Below are 18,805 nucleotides of genomic sequence, written 5' to 3' on the forward strand. Positions count from 1 at the left end.
GAGACCCCTCGTGGAACTCACCACCGTCTGGTTCGGGCTCATCGCCGTCCTGTTCACCGGATACTTCATCCTCGAAGGATTCGACTTCGGCGTCGGCGTCCTCGCCCGCCTCATCGGCCGCACCGAAACCGAACGACGCGCCGCGCTGAGCACCATCGGACCCGTCTGGGACGGCAACGAGGTCTGGCTCATCACCGCAGGCGGCGCCATGTTCGCCGCCTTCCCCGAGTGGTACGCCACCCTGTTCTCCGGCTTCTACCTACCGCTGCTGCTCATCCTCATCGCCCTCATCCTGCGCGGCGTCGCCCTCGAATACCGTGACAAACGCCCCGAAACCCACTGGCGGACCCGCTGGGACAACACCATCCTCGCCGGCTCCGTCATCCCCGCCGCGCTCTGGGGCGTCGCCTTCGCCAACATCGTCGCCGGCGTACCACTGGACGCCGACCACGAATACACCGGCACCCTGCTCGCCCTGCTCAACCCGTACGCCCTGCTCGGCGGCGCCACCACCACCGCGTTGTTCATCACCCACGGCGCCGTCTTCCTCGCCCTCAAGACCACCGATCACCTGCGCCACCGCGCCCGCCGCGTCGCCAGCTGGACCGGCCTGGCCGCCGTCGCCCTCGCCGGCACCTTCCTCACCTGGACCCTCACCATCCGCGCCAACCCCACCGCCGTCGCCCTCGCCGTCACCGCGGCGCTCGCCCTCGTCGCCGGGCTGGCCGCCAATCAGGTACGCCGCGAAGGATGGGCCTTCACCGGCACCGCCACCGCCATCGGCCTCGCCGTCGCCGCCCTGTTCGCCACCCTGTTCCCGACCGTCCTACCGTCCACCACCGACCCCGCCGGCACCCTCACCACCACCAACGCCGCGTCCACCCCCTACACCCTGACCATCATGACCTGGGTCGCCGCCGCGCTCACCCCCGTCGTTCTGCTCTACCAGGGCTGGACCTACTGGATCTTCCGCCGCCGCGTCAGCGTCACCGACCAGCCCAGCCACTGACCCGCGCCACGTCGACCTGTCGCTGGCGAAGCCGTCGCGCACCGTCGATGCCTGCTGGACCATCCGCCGTGTCGAGCGGACACCGACGGTGCGCGACGACGTCAACCGACCTCCGGCAACTCCGCCAACCGTGCCTCCACCTCAGCCAGCTCCGCCCGCAACTTCTCCGCCTGCCGCTGTGCCTCGGCCCGCTCCGCCGCCAGGATCTGCTCCACAGCCTCATGGACTCCCGGCACGTCCACCAACGCCACCATCTTCAACGCCTCGGCCGGCCGGACCACGTACGGCTTCGCCAACGCCTTCGCCCCCTGCGTCGCCGCCACCGTCCACTCGCCGTCGGTGTACGCCAACGTCACCGTCAACCCGGCCGGCGCCTTCGGCTTGGCAGCCTTCGCCGCCCGCCGCACCGGCTTGTCCGTACCAGCATCCACCGTGGACCCCTCCGTGTCCTCCCGACGCGCCACCGGTGGCACCGGCGGCGGCTCACCCAACTTGAACTCCGGCTCCGCCACCGGCTCCACCGGCTCCGGCTCCGGTTTCGACTCCGCCCGCCGACCCGCCGCGCCCCGCGGCGCCACCACCAGATCAGCGGGGGAGAACGGCAACTCGTCACGACCGAACCGCACCACCACCCACTCGTCGGACACCGCCGGGTCACCCAGACCCACCACCTGACCGACCTGACCGGCGATCTGCCCCGCCGACTCGGTGAACATCACCTTCGGCTTACGGCCGGCGGACACCGCCTCCCGGATCACCCCCAGCTCCTCATCCGACAACCCACCCGCAACAGCACCCGCGGCAGCCATGACACCCTTTCCGTACACCTGTTTGAGTGCTGACCTTCCTACCAGCCGCCGCCGACACCGTCGACCGCGACCCCACCACCCACGATCACCCCGGCCCGGCAGCACCACCCCACACCCCACGCACCCGGTCAGCCACGAACAGACCCTGCCGGTACCCGGCCCGCGCCGCCCCCGGCCGCCGTGCCGGATCCAGCAGCCGCCGCCCGATCGCCCGCCGCGCCCACCGGTCCGGCGACACCACCACCACATCCGCCGACAGCGCCGCCACCTGGCGCGACACCGGCCGCAGATGACCCAGCCCCCAACTGATCGGCGCCAGCACCACCACCGACGAGAACCCGGCGGCCAGATCCGCGTTCGTCGCCGACCGCATCCCACCGTCGACGAACCGCCGACCACCGATACGCACCGGCGGCCACACCCCCGGCACCGCACAACTCGCCGACACCGCATCCACCAGATCCGCCCCGCACCCCGGACCGCCGAACACCACGAGTTCCCCCGAGTCCGCGTCCACCGCCGTCACCCACAACCGCCGCCGCGGCCACGACCACGACGGCAACGCCTCCTCGAACACCGGCCGCCGTGACACCCCCGACCTGGCCGCCGACACCGCGTACCGGCCGATCCTCACCCGCGCCCGGCGGCCGTCCCGGGCAGCCACCGCCGACCACAGCAGACACGACACCGCACCTGGCCCCATCCGGTCCGGCGACGACTCACCCGGCACCAGTTGCCCCGCGTACAGCCGCGCCAGATCCACGCCGGAACACAGCTGCGCGCCCACCACCGCACCGGCCGACGTCCCGATCACCAGATCGGCCCCGCCCAGCTCGACCCCGGCGCGCGCCAGCCCGGACAACACCCCGAGCTGCCAGGCCACCCCGGTCACCCCGCCGCTGCCCAGCACCAACGCCCGCGTACCCGCCACGCCATGTCTATTGCCCGCCACCGCCGCCGGTAACGTCACCGGCGGGCCCAGACCCGACACGGACAGCAGGGGAGAGGAGTGCCGGGATGACACCGGTCACCGTGGTCACCGGCGGCAGCCGGGGGATCGGCGCCGCGACCGTACGCCGGCTCGCCGCCGCCGGACACGACCTCGTCATCGGCTACCGGACCGACGCCGGCGCCGCCGAAACGGTACGTGACGACGTCGAAGCGCTCGGCCGGCGCGCCGTCACCGTCGCCGTCGACACCACCGACCCCGACGCGGTGACGAGCCTGTTCGACGACGCCGCCGAACTCGGACCGGTCACCGGACTGGTCAACAACGCCGGCGTCACCAGCCGGATCGGCCCGTTCGTCGACCTCACCGTCGCCGACCTGCGCCGGGTCGTCGACGTCAACCTGGTCGGCTACGTCCTGTGTGCCCAGCAGGCCGCCCGTCGGATGTCCGCCGGCGGCGCCATCGTCAACGTGTCGTCGGCCGCCGCCACCCTCGGCAGCCCCGGCGAGTACGTGCACTACGCCGCGGTCAAGGCCGCCACCGACGCGTTGACCGTCGGTCTGGCCAAGGAACTCGGCCCCCGTGGCATCCGGGTCAACGGCGTCGCGCCGGGCACGGTGCTGACCGGCATCCACGCTCTGTCCGGCGAACCGGACCGGCCGGCCCGGGTGGCGCCGGTAGTGCCGCTGCGCCGGGCGGGCCGGCCCGAGGAGATCGCCGGCGCCGTCGCCTGGCTGCTCAGCGACGAGGCGTCGTACACCACCGGGACGGTACTGCGGGTCGCCGGCGGACTGTGAGACCCCGTCGGGGGCTCACAGTCCGCCGCGCGCGACGGGGTCTCCGGGACACCGCCGATATCAGGTCGATAATATACATTATGTCAACTTGAAGACGTGGGTCGAGGTGACCGACCGGCTCTGACGGCGTGGACCCGGCGGATCACGGGCTTTCCCGTGTCCGTCACTTCCCAGCGAGCCCCAGCGTCGCCGGTGACCCGCCGAACTTCCGGCATCGCGTCCCGAGGCGCATCGCCGGCCCTTCGGTGCGGCCACCGCGACACATGTTGGGACGCGGCCACCCCCCGGCCGGGGCTCGCGGGTCCTCGGCCGGATCTGGTGGCACACCGAGAAGACATGCATAATATGCGTTATGCACCAATTTGTGGATCTGGTGGCGGTACGGCTCGTCGAGGACTTCCTCGCCGACCGCGCCTCCCGCAAACCCTCCCCGCACACCCTGGACGCCTACCGCCGCGACCTCGTCGCCGTCCTACGCCTGATCGGCGACTCCACCGAACCGACTCCCCTGCCCTGGACCGACGTACCACTGGAGGCGCTCGACCAACGACGGCTCCGCGCCGCGTTCGCCCGGTTCGCGGCCCCCCGCTCCCCCGCGTCTGTGCACCGGGCCTGGTCGACGTGGAACTCGTGGTTCAACTTCCTGGTCGCCGACGGCATCGCCGCCGGAAACCCGATGCCCGCAGTGGGCCGCCCGCGGGCCCCGGCAGCACTACCGAAGCCGCTGCGAGGCGAGGAGACCCCGGAGACGCTGCTGGCCGCCGCCGCGCGGAGCGACCCCCGCCAGCGCGACCCGTGGCCGGAGCGTGACCTGCTGGTGGTCGCTCTGGCGTTGTGCGCCGGTCTGCGACTCGGCGAGCTGCTGGGGCTGCGGGTCGGCTCGGTCGCGGGACGTCCCGGTGAACGCCGGATCGAGCTGACCGGCAAGGGCGGCCGGCTGCGGACCGTCCCGGTGGAGGCCGCCGTCGACGTCGTCGTCGACGGCTACCTGGCCAGCCGCCGACGACGGTTCGGCCCCCGGTCGGTACGCCCCGGAGGTCCGCTGTTGGTCGACCGGCGCGGTGCCGCCCTGCGGCGCGGCGGCCTGCAGTACCTGGTGCGGTCGTGTTTCCGGCGGGCCGGGATCACCGAGCGGGTGCCGCGGGGTGCGCAGCTGCACGCGCTGCGACACACGTTCGCCACCCGGTTGGCCGAGGACGGGGCGAACGCCGCCGAGATCATGCGGCTGCTGGGGCATGCGAGCCTCACGGCAAGCCAGAACTACATCGAGGTGACGGCCGACCAGCAGCGGGCGGCGGCACGGGCAAACCGGTCGAACCGGTCGCTGCGTCGAGTCGTCGGGCCTGCCTGAACTGGGGCTGGTTGGGGTGGTGACGGCGCTGGCCCCGCCCGGTCGGGGCCAGCGCGGCTACCGGGTGCCGGTCGAGACGGTGACGGTCAGTGGGCGGTGGTCGGAGACGGCGACGTCCGGGGCGGCGACGGCGGTCACGGCGGTCAGCGCGGGCGGCGCGTCACGCGGGTCGAGCAGGATGTGGTCGAGTTGGATGCGGGGTCGGGCGGCCGGGTAGGTGGGCAGCCGGCCCAGCGGCCGCCAGCCGGTGGCCGCTGCGGCCACCCCGGCCGGCATGTTGAGGTCGCCGAGGAGCAGCCGCGGTGGCGGCATGGCCCGCAGGGCGCGGGTGACGATCCGTAGCTGGCGCAGGTTCCAGCCGGGGACGAACGACAGGTGGGTGGCGGCGACGGTGACCGGGCCGTGTGGGGTGTCGAGGACGGCGGCGAGCAGCACCCGTGGTTCGTCGCGTAGGAGCAGCAGCCGGGGGCCGGGTCCGCCGACGGCGACCGGTGCGGGTACGGGGGCGGGGGCGAGCCGGACGGTCCGCCAGTGCCGGGCCGGGTACCGGCTGATCAGACTCACCCCGTAGCGGGGTTCGTCGTGTCCGTCGTGGTCGTGACGGGGCACCCGGTAGGTGGTGCCGGGGGTGCCGACGAGGGCGGCGGCGAACCGGTGGGTGCCGGCGGTGAGCGCGGCGGCGGCCAGCGCGGTCAGGTCGAGGTGCCCGCTGCGGGGTTGGGCGTGGTCGACTTCCTGCAGGGCGCAGATGTCGGCGTCGAGGTCGGCGATGGTGGCGGTGATCCGGTCGGGGTCGATGCGCCCGTCGTGGGGTGAGCGCCCGTGCAGCAGGTTGTAGGTGGCCATGCGCACACGGGCACCTTACGGGGTGCGGGTGGTGTGGCAGGGTGGCGGGATGGTGGTGAAGGCGTTGTGCTGTAGCGCGCTGGTGTTCCTGGTGGTGGGCTGGTGCGGGGTGTGGCTGCGGCGGCGTCGGGGACGGTGAGGCGTGCCGGTGGTGTGTCGGTTGCCTGGTGGGTGGCGCAGGTCGAGGTCCGTGGGAGGTGTGGTGTCGTCGGTGGAGTGTCCGGACGTGGCGGCGACGGTGGCGACGGTGCGGCGGTGCCGGCCGGAGCTGGTGGACGCGGTGGCAGCGGCGGTGCCGGGGGCGCGGGCGGCGGTGCTGGCGCGGTTGTGGGGTGCGTTGGGGCGTGAACCGGTGCCGGAGGTGACGGACCGTCGGGTGGTTGACGGCCGCCTGGTGCTGGGGTTGGTTGACGGGCGGCGGGTGGTGGGGCCGGTGGCGGCGGCGGAGTTGTTCGCGGCGGCGGGCCCGGGGCTGCGGGTGTCGGTGGAGGACCCGGCGGGTGGCCGGGCGGTGGCGGATCCGGCGGAGTTGTTGTCGGTGCTGGGGTTGCCCGGTTGTGGGGCGGTCGCCGGTGAGCTGGCGAACAGTGTGGCGAATCTGGCGTTGGCGCGGGGTGCGCGGGCGGTGGCGGGTGGCGGTGGGGGTCTGGTCCGGTCGGCGCTCGGGTGGGAGCAGGTGGTGGTGGACGGGCATCCGGTGCATCCGGGGTGCCGGACCCGGGTGGGGATGTCGACGGAGGAGGTGCTGGCGTACGCGCCGGAGCATCGGCCGGTGGTGGAGTTGGAGTTGGTGGCGGTGCCGGGTGACCGGTGGGTGAGTTCGGGTGCGGGGTTGCCGCCGTTGCTGCCGGTGCATCCGTGGCAGCGGGATCATGTGCTGGGCGGGTTCGGGTGGTTGCGGCGTACCGGCCGGGTGGTGCGGGTGCGGCCGTTGTTGTCGTTGCGGACGGTGGCGTCGGGCGGGGGTTGGCAGTGGAAGACGGCGGTGGATGTGCAGATGACCAGTGCGGTGCGGACGGTGTCGGAGGCGGCGGTGCGCAATGGTCCGGTGGTGACGGCGTTGGTGGCGCGGTTGGCGCGGCGGGTGCCGGGGTTGTGGGTGTTGCCGGAGGTGGCTGCCGGGGCGGTGGTGGTCGACGGGGGGTTGTGCCGGTCGTTGGCTGTGGTGCGTCGGCGGGTGCCGCGGGTGGGACCGGGGGTGCAGGTGATGCCGGTGGCGGCGTTGGCGGCGCCGGTGGGGGTGCCGGGTGGTCCGTCGGTGGTGGCGGGGCTGGTGCGGGCGGGGTACGGCGGTGATCCGGTGGCGTTCGTGTCGCGGTTGGCGCGGGTGGTGCTGGGGCCGGTGGTGGAGTTGCTGGGTCGGGGGGTGGGGCTGGAGGCGCACGGGCAGAACGTCCTGCTGGTGTGGCGCGGTGGGCGGCTGGTGCGGGTGTGGTACCGGGACGTGGGTGGGGTGCGGTTGGATGTGCGGCGGCTGGCTGGGGCGGGTGTGGCGGTGCCGGTGGTGCACGGCGATGTGGTGGCCGAGGATCCGGCGGAGGTGGCGGTGACGGCGGTGGCGGCGGTGGGGACGGCGTTGGGTGAGCCGGTGGCGGTGCTGGCCCGGGAGTTCGGGGTGGAGCCGCAGGTGTTGTGGCGGGCGGTGGCGGTGGTGGCGCGGGATGTGGTGGCGGGGTTGCCGGCGGCGGTGCGGGGGTTGGTGGCGGCGGCGGTGCTGGGTGGTCGGTGGCCGGTGAAGGCGACGTTGTCGATGCGGTTGGCGTCGGATCCGTTGATGCCGCGGTGGGCGTGGGTGACGAGTCCGTTGGCGGGTGCGTGGTGAGCGGGGCCGGGTCGGCGGTGGGGGTGCTGTCCGGGGGCCGGTCGTGTGGTTGCGGGTTGGGTGTGGTCGGGGTGGATGCGGCGGTGGCGTCGGCGGTGGCCGGGTTGGGGCGGGTGGCGCCGAACCTGGTGGTGGGGTTCCGGGAGGCGGTGCCGTGGGCGGCGGGGGTGGTCGGTGGGCGGTTGGTGGATGCGTTGTGCCGGGAGGATGTGGGTGGGGTGCGCCGGGTGTGGCGGGGCGCGGGTCGGTGGCACGGGTTCGACCGCTTCGTGGCCGATGCGGGGTCGGTGCCGGATCCGGTGGCGGTGTTGCCGGTGTCGGTGTTGGCGAGGCGGCGGGGGTGGGCGTTGGCGGTGGAGTTGACCGACGCGGTGGTGAATCTGGCGGTGGCGGCGGCGCGGCCTGGTCCGGCGTGGGGTCCGGATGATCCGGACGGGTGGGGGGTGTGGGCTGAGCGGCTGGCGGTGGCGGGGCACAACCTGCATCCGTGTGGGCGGACCCGGTTGGGGTGGTCGGTGGCGGATGTGGTGGCGCATGATGTGGAGTCGCCGGTGACGGGGGTCGGGTTCGTGGCGGTGCGCCGGGATCTGCATGTGGGTGAGGATGTGACGGCGGAGTTGGCGCGCTGGTATCCGCAGGTGCCGGTGGCGCCGCCGGGCTGGGTGGTGCAGCCGGTGCATGTGTGGCAGCGGTCGGTGGTGTCGTCGCGGTACGCGGATCTGCTGGATCGGGGGGTGGTGCGGTTGTTGCCGGGGGTGGTGCCGGCGGTGCCGACGGCGGCGGTGCGTACGGTGCTGCTGCCGGCGGGGCGCGACGGTGCGCGGCGGTATCTGAAGGTGTCGGTGGACATTCAGGTGACGTCGACGCGGCGGACGATCTCGGTGGCGAGTGTGCGTAACGGTCCGGCGTTGTCGACGGTGTTGGCGTCGTTGGTGGCGGCCGATGAGGTGGCGGCGCGGCGGCTGGTGCTGTTGCCGGAGGTGGCGGGTGCGGCGGTGCGGGTGGGGTCGGGGCGGGACATGTCGGTGATCGTGCGGGACGGGTTGGCGGGGCGGTTGGTGCCGGGTGAGGTGGCGGTGCCGGGGGTGGCGTTGGTGACGGCGGCGCAGTTGGGGCGGCGGGTGGCGGATTTCGGTGGGGTGCGGGGGTTGGTGGGGGCGGCGGCCGGGTTGGGGTTCCTGGGGGCGTACGCGCGGGTGGTGTTGCCGCCGTTGCTGCGGTTGGCGAGCCGGTTCGGGGTGGCGTTGGAGGCGCATCTGCAGAACTGTCTGCCGACGTTCCGTGGCGGGGTGCCGTTCCGGTTGGTGGTGCGGGACTTCGCGGGTCTGCGGTTGTTGTTGCCGCGGTTGGCGCAGGCGGGGGTCGAGGTGGGGTTGGCGGCGGGTTCGGTGGTGGGTACCAACGACGCGGCGGTGATGCGGGCGAAGTTGGGGTACACGGCGTTGCAGGCGCATCTGGGTGAGGTGGTGCTGGGGTTGGTGTCCGGGTGGGGGGTCGACGAGGCGGCGGCGTGGCGGGTGGTGCGGGAGGTGGTGGATGAGGTGTATGACGGGCTGCGGTCGGCTGGTGGGGTCGCCGCGGGGTGGGCGGCCGATGATCATCGGGCGTGGACGGCGCCGATGGTGGCGCACAAGGCGTTGGTGCGGATGCGGTTGACCGGTGCCGGGGACGTGTACGTGCCGGTGCGTAACCCGTTGGGTGACGCCGGGTTCGACGACGGTCCGCCGGTGGGGGCGCGGTGACGGGTGTGGTGGTGCCGCCGCGGGTGGCGGCGGTGGTGGCGGAGTTGGCGGCCGGTGACGAGCCGGTGTGTGCCTATGTGTACGACCGGGCGGTGCTGCGGGCGATGGCGGCGCGGCTGCGGGCGGCGTTGCCGGCGGGGTCGGTGCTGTTGTACGCGATGAAGGCGAACGGGCATCCGGCGGTGGTGGCGGAGTTGGCGGCGGCGGTGGACGGGGTGGAGGTGGCGTCGGGTGGCGAGTTGGCGGCGGCGGTGGCGGCGGGTGCCGGTCAGCTGGTGTTCGGTGGGCCGGCGAAGACGGACGGGCAGTTGGCGGCGGCGGTGGCGGCGGGTGCGGTGGTGAACGTGGAGAGTGTGTTGGAGTTGCGGCGGCTGGATCTGGTGGCGCGGGCGGCGGGGGTGTCGGCGGTGGCGGCGCTGCGGGTGAACCGGCCGGGTGGCGGGTTGGTGGGCAGTCACCGGATGGCGGGCGCGGCGACGCAGTTCGGGGTGGATGAGGCGGAGTTGGGTGCGGTGGTGGAGGTGGCGGCGGGGTTGCCGGGGGTGCGGCTGGTGGGGTTCAGTTTGCACGCGGTGTCGAACAACGTGGACGCGGTGGCGCATGCGGGGTTCGTGGTGGATGCGGTGGGCTGGGCGGTGGCGGCGGCGCGGCGGTTGGGGGTGGGGTTGGAGTACGTGAACGTGGGCGGCGGGTTCGGGGTGGACTACCGGGGTGGGCGGCGGTTCGACGTGGCGGCGCTGCGGGCCGGGTTGGCGGGGTTGGCGGTGCCGTCGGGGGTGCGGCTGGTGTTCGAGCCGGGTCGGCTGCTGGTGGCGGACGCCGGCTGGTATGTGACGCAGGTGGTGGATCTGAAACGGACGCAGGGCCGGTGGTTCGCGGTGGTGCGGGGCGGTACGCACCATTTCCGGTTGCCGGCGGCGTGGGGGTACGACCATCCGTTCGGGGTGGTGCCGGTGGACCGGTGGCCGTACCCGTTCGCCCGGCCGCAGGTGGCGCAGGTGGCGGTGGATGTGGCCGGTGAGTTGTGTACGCCGCGCGATGTGCTGTGCCGGGGGCAGGTGGTGGGGCGGCTGCGGGTGGGCGACGTGGTGGTGTTCGGCCGGGCCGGCGCGTACGGGTGGGACATTTCGCATCATGATTTCCTGCGGCATCCGTACCCGCGGATGGTGGTGGTGTGACGGTGCCGGCCGCCCACGGTCGAGCCGGCGCCGGGGTCGGGCCGGGGGTCAGCGGCGGGCCCAGTGGGCGGCGCGGATCTCACGCAGCGCCCGGCGGCGGGTGTCGCCGCGCAGGGTGTCGACGTAGAGGCGGCCGTCGAGGTGGTCGGTTTCGTGTTGCAGGGCGCGGGCGAGGAATCCGCTGCCGGTGACGGTGACGGGTTGGCCGTGCTGGTCGACGCCGTGGACGGTGGCGTGGCGGGCGCGGGTGGTCGGGAAGTACAGGCCGGGGATGGACAGGCAGCCTTCGTCGTCGGTGTCGGTGTCGTCGGGTGACAGGGCGCCGGCGGGTGGTTCGAGCCGGGGGTTGACGACGTGGCCGCGGTGGCCGTCGGCGTCGTAGACGAACACGCGGGCGCTGACGCCGATCTGCGGGGCGGCGACGCCGGCGCGACCGGGGGCGCCGAGCAGGGTGTCCATCAGGTCGGTGACCAGTGCGCGCAGGGTGTCGTCGAAGTCGGTGACCGGTTCGGCGGGGGTGCGCAGCACGGCGTCGCCGATGATCCGGATCGGGCGCATGGTCATGGCGGTCAGGCTACCCGGGGCGTGGCGCGGGTGGCGGGCGGCGGGCCGGGTGTGCGGATGGTGGAGTTCGTCGGAGCCGGCGGCGGGTGGCGGCCGGGGCCTAGGATGTGTGGGAGCGTTTCCACGCCGACCGGTCGGACATGCATCGGCCGAAGGGAGGATTCTTGGTCCCGCAGGCCGTCACCTGCCCGGAACGGTGTCGTTCGGCTTGGTAACGTTCATCACTGGTCATGTGAACCATGACACAGCACCCCCCACAGTTCCCGGAGATCCCGATGTGCCAGCACCAACCGATCTGTCCCTCGGCTGACGCCGTCGACCGGGAAGCGGCCCGCGTCGTCGCCTGCTTCCGCGAACAGGGCTGGAGCCTGCTCTGCAACGGTGTCATCGTTTTCGAGGACACCGGCGAGCTGCTTCCCGACGGCAGCAGCATCGCCCCGCACCGCGGCCCCGCCCGGCACGCCCTCGCCGCCTGACCGGCCGGGGCCACCGCAGGCTCACCGTCGAGCCGACCCGACCCGTACTCAGCCGGCGGCGAACGCCTCCGGCGGAGGACACGCGCACACCAGATTCCGGTCACCGTAGGCGCTGTCGACCCGCCGCACCGGCGGCCAGTACTTCCCGGCCCGCTGCCCCGGCCCCGCCGGGTACGCCGCCACCGACCGCGGGTACGGCAGCACCCACTCGTCGGCGGTGACCAGCGCCGCCGAGTGCGGTGCCTGCCGCAACGGGCTGTCCGCCACCGGCCACCGGCCCGCCGCGACGTCGTCGATCTCCGACCGGATCGCGATCATCGCGTCGCAGAACCGGTCCAGCTCGGCCAGGTCCTCACTCTCGGTCGGCTCCACCATCAGCGTGCCGGACACCGGGAACGACATCGTCGGCGCGTGGAACCCGTAGTCGATCAACCGTTTCGCCACGTCCTCGACGGTCACCCCGGTTGCCCGGGTCAACGCCCGCAGGTCCAGCACACACTCGTGCGCCACCAGGCCCTTGTTGCCGGCGTACAGGACCGGGAAATGCGGCCGCAGCCGCGCCGCCACATAGTTGGCCGCCAGCACCGCCGCCCCGGTGGCCCGCACCAGCCCGTCGGCACCCATCAGCCGCAGATACGCCCACGGGATCGGCAGAATCCCGGCCGAACCGTACCGGGCGCCCGACACCACCGGCCGGTCGGCATCGTCGCCGCCGACCGGATCACCCGGCAGGAACGGCGCCAGATGCGCCCGCACCGCGACCGGCCCCACCCCCGGCCCGCCGCCGCCGTGCGGAATGCAGAACGTCTTGTGCAGGTTCAGGTGCGACACGTCCGCCCCGAACCGGCCCGGCCGGGCGAACCCCAGCAACGCGTTCAGGTTCGCCCCGTCGACGTACACCTGCCCGCCGGCGTCGTGCACCCGGGCACACAACTCGGCGATGCCGTCCTCGTACACGCCGTGCGTCGACGGATACGTCACCATCATCGCCGCCAGGTCGTCCCGGTGTACGGCGATCAGCCGCGCCGCGTCGTCGACATCGACGTTGCCGTCGGCGTCGCAGCCGACCACCACCACCCGCATGCCCGCCATCACCGCGCTCGCCGCGTTCGTGCCGTGCGCCGACGACGGAATCAGGCACACGACCCGGCGCGCCTGCCCCCGCGACCGGTGGAAGCCGCGGATCGCCAACAGCCCGGCCAGCTCCCCCTGCGACCCGGCGTTGGGCTGCACACTGACCGCGTCGTAGCCGGTCACCTCCGCCAGCCAACGCTCCAACTCGCCGATCAACCGCCGGTACCCGGCCGTCTGCCCGGCCGGCGCCAGCGGGTGCACGTCGGCGAACCCCGGCCAACTGACCGGCTCCATCTGCACCGCCGCGTTCAACTTCATCGTGCACGACCCCAACGGGATCATCCCCCGGTCCAGGGCGTAGTCGAGGTCCGCGAGCCGCCGCAGATACCGCAGCATCGCCGTCTCGCTGCGGTACGCGTGGAACACCTCATGGGTGAGGAACTCACCGGTGCGCCGCCACTCGGCCGGAAGCAGCGCCGGCGTCTCCCCCGCGTACCCGGCCACCCCGAACGCCGCCCACACCACCGCCAGATGCTCCTCGGTGGTGGTCTCGTCACACGCCACCGCCACCGTGTCGGCGTCCACCAGCCGCAGGTTCACCCCCCGGTCCGCCGCCCGCGCCACCACCGCAGCGGCCCCACCCGGCACCGCCGCGGTCACCGTGTCGAACAACGGCCCGTCCGCCACCGTGACCCCGCCGTCGGCCAGACCGGCCCGCAACCGGGCCGCCATCGCATGGGTACGCTGCGCGATCGCCGTCAACCCCTGCGGGCCGTGGTACACCGCGTACATGGCGGCCATGACCGCCAGCAGCACCTGCGCCGTGCAGATGTTGCTGGTCGCCCGCTCCCGGCGGATGTGCTGTTCCCGGGTCTGCAACGCCAGCCGGTACGCCCGGTCACCGGCCACGTCCCGGGACACCCCGACCAGCCGTCCCGGCAGCATCCGTTCCAGACCGGAACGCACCGCCAGGTAGCCGGCGTGCGGACCGCCGAAGCCCATCGGCACCCCGAACCGTTGCGTGGTGCCGACCGCCACGTCCGCACCGTACGCCCCCGGCGGGCGCAGCAGCGTCAACGCCAACAGGTCCGCCGCCACCGTCACCAGCGCCCCGGCGGCGTGCGCCGCCGCCACCACCGGGGCGTCGTCACGCAGCCGCCCCGACACGCCCGGGAACTGCAGGTGCAGCCCGAAGAACTCGTCCGGCAGGCCGGCCTGCACGTCACACACCCGGACCTGCACGCCCAGCGGCTCCGCCCGGGTCCGCAGCACCGCCACCGTCTGCGGCAACGTGTCGGCGTCCACCACGTACACGTCGCTACGTGCCTTCGACGCCCGCCGCGCCAACGTCATCGCCTCCGCCGCAGCGGTCGCCTCATCGAGCATCGACGCGTTCGCCGTGGCCAGCCCGGTCAGATCCGACACCATCGTCTGGAACGTCAGCAGCGCCTGCAACCGGCCCTGGCTGATCTCCGGCTGGTACGGGGTGTAGGCGGTGTACCAGGCGGGATTCTCCAGCACGTTGCGGCGAATCACCGCCGGCGTGTGGGTGCCGTGGTAGCCGGCGCCGATCATCGACACCGCCGCCGTGTTCGCGTCGGCCAGCCGCCGCAACGCGGCCGTCACCTCCGGCTCGCTGGCCGGTTCCGGCAGGTCCAGCCGGCCCCGCCAGCGGATCACCTCGGGAATGGCGGCGTCCATCAGGTCAGCGATGCTGGCGTACCCGACGACATCCAGCATCCGCTGCTGGGCGACCGGATCGATGCCGACGTGGCGGTCGACGAACAAGGACGAGGCACTCACCAGGCGGCTCCCGGGACGAGGTCGGCAGGCAACCTCCCCCTCTGTCGGCGCCGCCGCCTCCAGAGTCGCCAACCCGCGTGGTCCTTCTGCCTGAGAGGTTCCGGGGAGGATTTGCCCCTTCGGCGCCGCCCACCGGGTAGCGGACGGTCTCTCCCACACGGGATGTACGGCGGTCTCCACGCTACCGGCAGCACCCGCCCTACGGGGCGGGGCGGTGACGTCGATCACGAAGCCCGCCCCGACCGCTGCCGCTGCACCGCCGCGCGGGTTCAGCCGGCGCGTCGCCGCGCCCGCCGCGCCGCCAACTCGTCGCCCCCGGCCACCGGAGCCACCACCTCCGGCTCGGAAGTTACCGCCGGCTCCGCCGGAAGCTGCGACAACGACCCCTGAATCTCCTTGAACGCCCCGCCGATCGCGATGCCGAACACACCCTGGCCGCCCTGCAACAGGTCGACGACCTCCTCAGGGGAACGGCACTCGTACACCGTCGTCCCGTCCGATATCAGGGTGATCCCCGCCAGGTCCCCGACCCCGCGCGACCGCAACGTCTCGATCGCCTTGCGGATGTTCTGCAGCGACACACCGGCGTCCAGCAGCCGCTTGACCACCTTCAACACCACCAGATCGCGGAACGAGTACAGCCGCTGCGAACCCGAACCTGACGCGTCACGCACGCTCGGCACCACCAGCGTCGTCCGCGCCCAATAGTCCAACTGCCGGTAACTGATCCCCACCGCGTGGCAGGCGGTCACTCCGCGATAGCCGACGGCGTCGGCGTCCGAACCGGCCCCGTCCACATCATCAGACGACCCCGGCTCCGGCTCTCGCTGTGCGGGCATACGGAAACCTCCCCGTCAGTGCGGCCCACACCAGGACGGAACATGAGCCGATCGACAGGACCAGCGTAACGCCGGCAGAGGGCCGTACCAGGCAACCCGGGCCGCGACACGCCGCGTGCGGGCGACCACGCCACGGGCATGACACCCGCTGGCGGCGGTCAGCCCGCGAAATCCTCCGGACGCACCTGATCCAGGAACTCCCGGAACTTCTCGACCTCGTCCTCCTGCTCATCCGGAATCAGGATGCCCGCCTCGGACAGCACCTGCTCAGCACAACGAATCGGAGCACCGACCCGCAACGCCAACGCGATCGAATCGCTCGGCCGCGCCGAAACCCGCACACTGTCACCGATGACCAGGTCCGCGTAGAAGACGTTGTCCTTCAACTCGGTGATCTCCACCGCCTGCAGCGGTGCCCGCACTGCGGCCAACACGTCCCGCAACAGATCATGCGTCAACGGCCGCGCCGGCTTCACGCCCTGCTGCTCGTACGCGATCGCCGTGGCCTCCACCGCACCGATCCAGATCGGCAGGTAGCGGTCCCCGTCCACCTCACGCAGCAGCACGATCGGCTGGTTGGTGGGCAACTCCACCCGCACCCCGACCACGCTCAGCTCACGCACCGCCGCCTCCGTGTCGTCGTCACCAAACCCGCTCCGGCCCTCCCTGCACGGTACACGGACCACAGCGCCACCGTCCGGTCCCGCCAGTCACCTCACCGGCCGAGCGCCTCCCGCAGACCCGCCCGCACCAGCGCCGCGTGAAGCTGCTGCGACAACCCGATCAGCTCCCGCGCCGTCTCCGCCGCCCGAGCCCGGGCAGCCGGATCACTCTGCCGCGCCAACGGCGCCACCAGCTGGGCGAACAAACCCGACTCGCGGTCCGCAGCCGCCCGCACCGCCCGCAGATGGCGCACCTCGAGGCCATGCCTCAGCAGCCCCGCCACCGCCGTGGCGATCACCAGCGCATCCGCGTCGTACCAGCCAGGCGCCACCGCGACCACCAGCCCCAGCCGCTCCACCTCAGCCAACGTCGCCGACTCGAGACCACTTCGGGACAGCAGGTCCGTACGGCTCAGCCGGGACTGCGCCGGCTGAGCCTGCGCCGGCACCGGCGACCGGCCCGGCACCTCACCGGACGGACCGACCGCCACCAACGTCGGACGCGACCGGCCCGCCGCCGACTCGGCGTCCCGCGCCGCCAACTGCTCACGGATCACCCGCAGCGGAAGATACTGGTCCCGCTGCGCCGTCAGGACGAAACGCAACCGGTCCAGATCGTCCCAGCTGTACTTGCGGTAACCCGACGGCGTCCGCTGCGGCTCCACCAGGCCCTCGGCCTCCAGGAACCGCAACTTCGAAATCGTCGTGTCCGGAAACTCCGGGCGAAGCTGGGCCAGCACCTCGCCGATACTCATCAACGACGAACCGGCCACGTCCTCCCGGGCCGCCGCCTGCTCACTCACCACGACACCCCCGGCTCACCGACCGGCGTCAGCCACACACCGCGCACGAAGCCACCTCCGTCCGCGCCCCGGACCTCAACCGCGGCCGGCCTCCTCGTCCGGCCGCGGACCGGCGATGAAGACCAGCCGGAACTTCCCGATCTGGACCTCGTCACCGTTGCTCAGGGTCGCCGCCTCCACCCGCTCACGATTGACATAGGTGCCGTTCAGGCTACCCACATCGCGCACCGTGAAGGTACCGCCGTCCCGGTGGAACTCCGCATGCCGCCGCGACACCGTCACGTCGTCCAGGAAAATGTCACTGTCCGGATGCCGGCCGCTCGTCGTCACATCGTGGTCCAGCAGGAACCGGGCCCCCGCGTTCGGGCCCCGCCGCACCACCAGCAACGCCATCCCCGGCGGCAACGAACCCGACATCCGGCTCGGCACCACGTCGGCGTCCGGCCCCTCCAGCACTTCGTCGAGCGAACCGAGGTTCAACGTCGACGTGACGTCGAGCGGGGGGAACTCGTCGTCTGGGCGAGTCATGGACCACCTCACGGATCTGTTCGGTCGGCGTCGGGTGTGTCGGGTCGGCCACCAGACCTTGAACGATCGCAAGGCGCAAGCTCCCCCGTGCCAGGACGGCAATCTCCGCAACGCTCAACTGTTGTTGGCTTCTCGGTCGACTGGGCGAGCCTAGCCAGCGCCGAAAACAAGGGTCAACAAGACTCGCGGGCACACGATACCTCGCCGCCCCCGCCGGGTCAGCGCTCGGTGAGCTCCCGGTACGCCGCGGCGTCGAGCAACCCGCTCACCGCCTGCGGATCAGCCGGTGCCAACTGCACCAGCCAACCGGCACCGTACGGGTCGGCATTGACCGTCTCCGGTGCGTCCACCAGCGTCTCGTTACGGGCCACCACCGTGCCGGTCAACGGCGCGTAGATCTCCGACACGCTCTTCGTCGACTCGATCTCACCGCACGGCTCACCCGCCGTCACCTCGGCACCGACCGCAGGCAACTCGACGAACACGATGTCACCCAACGCCTCCTGCGCGAAATGGGTCACACCCACCCGCACAGGACCAGCGGCGTCGCCCGCCACCCACTCATGCTCCGCGGTATACCGCAGATCCTCTGGAATCACGGCCGGTCCTTCGGTCTGTGCACCACTCACCACCACTGACGCCCCACCCGCCGACAACATCCCGTCCGATCAGGAGACCGGGCGGGCGTACCGCAGCTGGCTCGGATCGCTCAAGGCCGACACCTCGACCACGTCGCGCTCCTCGACGATCACCGTACCGCCGTCACCGGACACCGAAGCCACCACCCCACCCGGAATGTTCAACGCCGTCCGCATCGTCGACGGCTCCCCGATCACCAGCACCTCGTACGGGCCGGTCAACCGCACAGCGTCCACCTCCACGCCGCCGTCGACGTCCAGCAGGTAGCTGCTCGCCACGATCCGCACCGACCGACCGTCCCCGCCGCTGATCTGCATCACCTCGGCGCCCGCACCCCGCAGCTCCTGCACCGCGTCCAGCAGATCCGACGCCCGGATCGGCTCCCGACCGGCGACGAACCGCACCCGCAGGCCCGGCCCCTGCGCCGGCAGACTGCCACCCAGCACCCCCAGCTCGTCCGCCCGACGCGACGCCTCCTCCAACGCCGCCGCCCGGCCCTCGGCACCCGAGGTCAACTGCCGCTGACTCGCCTCCAGCTCCGCGATGTCCTGCCGCAGCCGCTCCTCCCGGGCCTCCAGATCCGACAGGATCCGCACCAGATCCTCCTGGCGGGCCGCCGCCAACGTCGGGTCCGTCGACGTGCTGCGGACCTGAACGGCGAGGGTGAACCCGAGCAGCACCAGCAGACCCACGATCATCAGCCCGGCCGTGGACACCCGCCGGGAACCCCGACCCGCGCCGGCACCCGCCGGCCCGTCACCGCCGACCGCGGCGTCGGGACCGTCCACCGGCGGTACCCCGGCGGCGTCCGCCCGTTCCTCGGACCCTGCCGGCACCCGCCCACCCGCACCCGGCGACCGCGCCGGACCCTCAACCGGCCAGCCCGTACCGGTACTCCTACGTTCCACCATCAG

At 72.7% G+C, this 18,805-nt stretch carries 19 protein-coding genes and 1 riboswitch; of the genes, 8 read left to right on the plus strand and 11 right to left on the minus strand.

Annotated elements, in window-relative coordinates:
• Nucleotides 1-10: 10 nt before the first annotated feature.
• Nucleotides 11-1,009 carry a cytochrome d ubiquinol oxidase subunit II gene (gene cydB / locus O7610_RS07030; RefSeq protein WP_289212862.1) on the plus strand — a complete coding sequence of 333 codons (999 nt, stop codon included), beginning with the start codon at nucleotides 11-13 and terminating at the stop codon, nucleotides 1,007-1,009.
• Nucleotides 1,010-1,110: 101 nt separating this feature from the next.
• Here cydB and O7610_RS07035 read toward each other — a convergent pair whose 3' ends face one another.
• A complete protein-coding gene (locus tag O7610_RS07035) occupies nucleotides 1,111-1,818 on the minus strand; it encodes a hypothetical protein (protein ID WP_281554922.1) in 708 nt (235 codons plus the stop codon).
• An 85-nt stretch (nucleotides 1,819-1,903) separates the two neighbouring features.
• Nucleotides 1,904-2,749 carry a patatin-like phospholipase family protein gene (locus tag O7610_RS07040; protein ID WP_281554923.1) on the minus strand — a complete coding sequence of 282 codons (846 nt, stop codon included), beginning with the start codon at nucleotides 2,747-2,749 and terminating at the stop codon, nucleotides 1,904-1,906.
• A gap of 86 nt (nucleotides 2,750-2,835) precedes the next feature.
• On the opposite strand from O7610_RS07040, the gene O7610_RS07045 reads away from it, so the two are divergent.
• A complete protein-coding gene (locus O7610_RS07045; RefSeq protein ID WP_281554924.1) occupies nucleotides 2,836-3,564 on the plus strand; it encodes an SDR family NAD(P)-dependent oxidoreductase in 729 nt (242 codons plus the stop codon).
• Between the two features lie 352 nt (nucleotides 3,565-3,916).
• Nucleotides 3,917-4,915, plus strand: a complete 999-nt coding sequence (locus O7610_RS07050; protein WP_281554925.1) for a tyrosine-type recombinase/integrase — start codon at nucleotides 3,917-3,919, stop codon at nucleotides 4,913-4,915.
• Between the two features lie 57 nt (nucleotides 4,916-4,972).
• Here O7610_RS07050 and O7610_RS07055 read toward each other — a convergent pair whose 3' ends face one another.
• The gene (locus O7610_RS07055) at nucleotides 4,973-5,767 is read right to left on the minus strand and encodes an endonuclease/exonuclease/phosphatase family protein (RefSeq protein ID WP_281554926.1); all 795 of its coding nucleotides are present in this window, start codon (nucleotides 5,765-5,767) and stop codon (nucleotides 4,973-4,975) included.
• On the opposite strand from O7610_RS07055, the gene O7610_RS07060 reads away from it, so the two are divergent.
• From O7610_RS07060 to O7610_RS07075, 4 genes are read left to right on the plus strand one after another with little or no spacing between them, the layout of a single operon-like run.
• Entirely contained in the window at nucleotides 5,760-5,900 is a 141-nt protein-coding gene (locus tag O7610_RS07060) for a hypothetical protein (RefSeq protein ID WP_281554927.1), read from the plus strand. The two genes, O7610_RS07055 and O7610_RS07060, sit on opposite strands and share 8 nt — an antisense overlap.
• Before the next feature lie 51 nt (nucleotides 5,901-5,951).
• Nucleotides 5,952-7,583 (plus strand): IucA/IucC family protein, encoded by a 1,632-nt coding sequence (locus tag O7610_RS07065; RefSeq protein ID WP_289212863.1) that lies wholly within the window; start codon nucleotides 5,952-5,954, stop codon nucleotides 7,581-7,583.
• A complete protein-coding gene (locus O7610_RS07070) occupies nucleotides 7,580-9,325 on the plus strand; it encodes an IucA/IucC family protein (RefSeq protein ID WP_289212864.1) in 1,746 nt (581 codons plus the stop codon). The genes O7610_RS07065 and O7610_RS07070 overlap by 4 nt, the downstream gene beginning before the upstream one ends.
• Nucleotides 9,322-10,503 (plus strand): alanine racemase, encoded by a 1,182-nt coding sequence (locus tag O7610_RS07075; protein WP_281554930.1) that lies wholly within the window; start codon nucleotides 9,322-9,324, stop codon nucleotides 10,501-10,503. The genes O7610_RS07070 and O7610_RS07075 overlap by 4 nt, the downstream gene beginning before the upstream one ends.
• Nucleotides 10,504-10,551: 48 nt before the next feature.
• Here O7610_RS07075 and O7610_RS07080 read toward each other — a convergent pair whose 3' ends face one another.
• Nucleotides 10,552-11,067: a peptide deformylase gene (locus O7610_RS07080; RefSeq protein ID WP_281554931.1), complete on the minus strand. Its 516-nt coding sequence runs from the start codon at nucleotides 11,065-11,067 to the stop codon at nucleotides 10,552-10,554.
• 275 nt (nucleotides 11,068-11,342) lie between these two features.
• Here O7610_RS07080 and O7610_RS07085 point away from each other — a divergent pair, with 275 nt between their 5' ends.
• Nucleotides 11,343-11,543 (plus strand): DUF5999 family protein, encoded by a 201-nt coding sequence (locus O7610_RS07085; RefSeq protein WP_278174506.1) that lies wholly within the window; start codon nucleotides 11,343-11,345, stop codon nucleotides 11,541-11,543.
• A gap of 48 nt (nucleotides 11,544-11,591) precedes the next feature.
• On the opposite strand, the gene gcvP is transcribed toward O7610_RS07085, so the two are convergent.
• The 7 genes from gcvP to O7610_RS07120 all read right to left on the minus strand — a co-directional run bounded on the left by gcvP (nucleotide 11,592) and on the right by O7610_RS07120 (nucleotide 18,802).
• Nucleotides 11,592-14,420 (minus strand): aminomethyl-transferring glycine dehydrogenase, encoded by a 2,829-nt coding sequence (gcvP, locus tag O7610_RS07090; protein WP_289212865.1) that lies wholly within the window; start codon nucleotides 14,418-14,420, stop codon nucleotides 11,592-11,594.
• Nucleotides 14,421-14,488: 68 nt separating this feature from the next.
• A riboswitch (glycine riboswitch) is annotated at nucleotides 14,489-14,586 on the minus strand.
• A 103-nt stretch (nucleotides 14,587-14,689) separates the two neighbouring features.
• Nucleotides 14,690-15,259: a MerR family transcriptional regulator gene (locus O7610_RS07095; protein WP_281554933.1), complete on the minus strand. Its 570-nt coding sequence runs from the start codon at nucleotides 15,257-15,259 to the stop codon at nucleotides 14,690-14,692.
• 158 nt (nucleotides 15,260-15,417) lie between these two features.
• On the minus strand, nucleotides 15,418-15,882 hold the full coding sequence (locus O7610_RS07100) for a bifunctional nuclease family protein (RefSeq protein ID WP_123604662.1): 465 nt from the start codon (nucleotides 15,880-15,882) through the stop codon (nucleotides 15,418-15,420).
• Nucleotides 15,883-15,974: 92 nt separating this feature from the next.
• Nucleotides 15,975-16,676, minus strand: coding sequence for a transcriptional regulator FtsR (gene ftsR, locus O7610_RS07105; protein ID WP_281555587.1), 702 nt, complete (start codon nucleotides 16,674-16,676; stop codon nucleotides 15,975-15,977).
• 123 nt (nucleotides 16,677-16,799) lie between these two features.
• Nucleotides 16,800-17,252: an oxoglutarate dehydrogenase inhibitor Odhl gene (gene odhI, locus O7610_RS07110; RefSeq protein WP_123601610.1), complete on the minus strand. Its 453-nt coding sequence runs from the start codon at nucleotides 17,250-17,252 to the stop codon at nucleotides 16,800-16,802.
• Nucleotides 17,253-17,470: 218 nt separating this feature from the next.
• Entirely contained in the window at nucleotides 17,471-17,851 is a 381-nt protein-coding gene (gcvH, locus tag O7610_RS07115) for a glycine cleavage system protein GcvH (protein WP_281554934.1), read from the minus strand.
• Nucleotides 17,852-17,920: 69 nt separating this feature from the next.
• Nucleotides 17,921-18,802, minus strand: coding sequence for a DUF881 domain-containing protein (locus O7610_RS07120; protein WP_475053248.1), 882 nt, complete (start codon nucleotides 18,800-18,802; stop codon nucleotides 17,921-17,923).
• Nucleotides 18,803-18,805: the final 3 nt, after the last annotated feature.

This window comes from Solwaraspora sp. WMMA2065 (genome assembly GCF_030345075.1).
In the GTDB taxonomy this organism is placed as follows: Bacteria; Actinomycetota; Actinomycetes; order Mycobacteriales; family Micromonosporaceae; genus Micromonospora_E.

What these genes read in the sequence shown, in the direction of transcription:
- O7610_RS07050 (WP_281554925.1), top strand. Translation starts at nt 3,917, where the DNA reads ATGCACCAATTTGTGGATCTGGTGGCGGTACGGCTCGTCGAGGACTTC.
- O7610_RS07045 (WP_281554924.1), top strand. Translation starts at nt 2,836, where the DNA reads ATGACACCGGTCACCGTGGTCACCGGCGGCAGCCGGGGGATCGGCGCC.
- O7610_RS07120 (WP_475053248.1), bottom strand. Translation starts at nt 18,802, where the DNA reads ATGGTGGAACGTAGGAGTACCGGTACGGGCTGGCCGGTTGAGGGTCCG.
- O7610_RS07080 (WP_281554931.1), bottom strand. Translation starts at nt 11,067, where the DNA reads ATGACCATGCGCCCGATCCGGATCATCGGCGACGCCGTGCTGCGCACC.
- O7610_RS07095 (WP_281554933.1), bottom strand. Translation starts at nt 15,259, where the DNA reads ATGCCCGCACAGCGAGAGCCGGAGCCGGGGTCGTCTGATGATGTGGAC.
- O7610_RS07035 (WP_281554922.1), bottom strand. Translation starts at nt 1,818, where the DNA reads ATGGCTGCCGCGGGTGCTGTTGCGGGTGGGTTGTCGGATGAGGAGCTG.
- O7610_RS07085 (WP_278174506.1), top strand. Translation starts at nt 11,343, where the DNA reads ATGTGCCAGCACCAACCGATCTGTCCCTCGGCTGACGCCGTCGACCGG.
- O7610_RS07060 (WP_281554927.1), top strand. Translation starts at nt 5,760, where the DNA reads ATGCGCACACGGGCACCTTACGGGGTGCGGGTGGTGTGGCAGGGTGGC.
- ftsR (WP_281555587.1), bottom strand. Translation starts at nt 16,676, where the DNA reads ATGAGTATCGGCGAGGTGCTGGCCCAGCTTCGCCCGGAGTTTCCGGAC.
- odhI (WP_123601610.1), bottom strand. Translation starts at nt 17,252, where the DNA reads ATGACTCGCCCAGACGACGAGTTCCCCCCGCTCGACGTCACGTCGACG.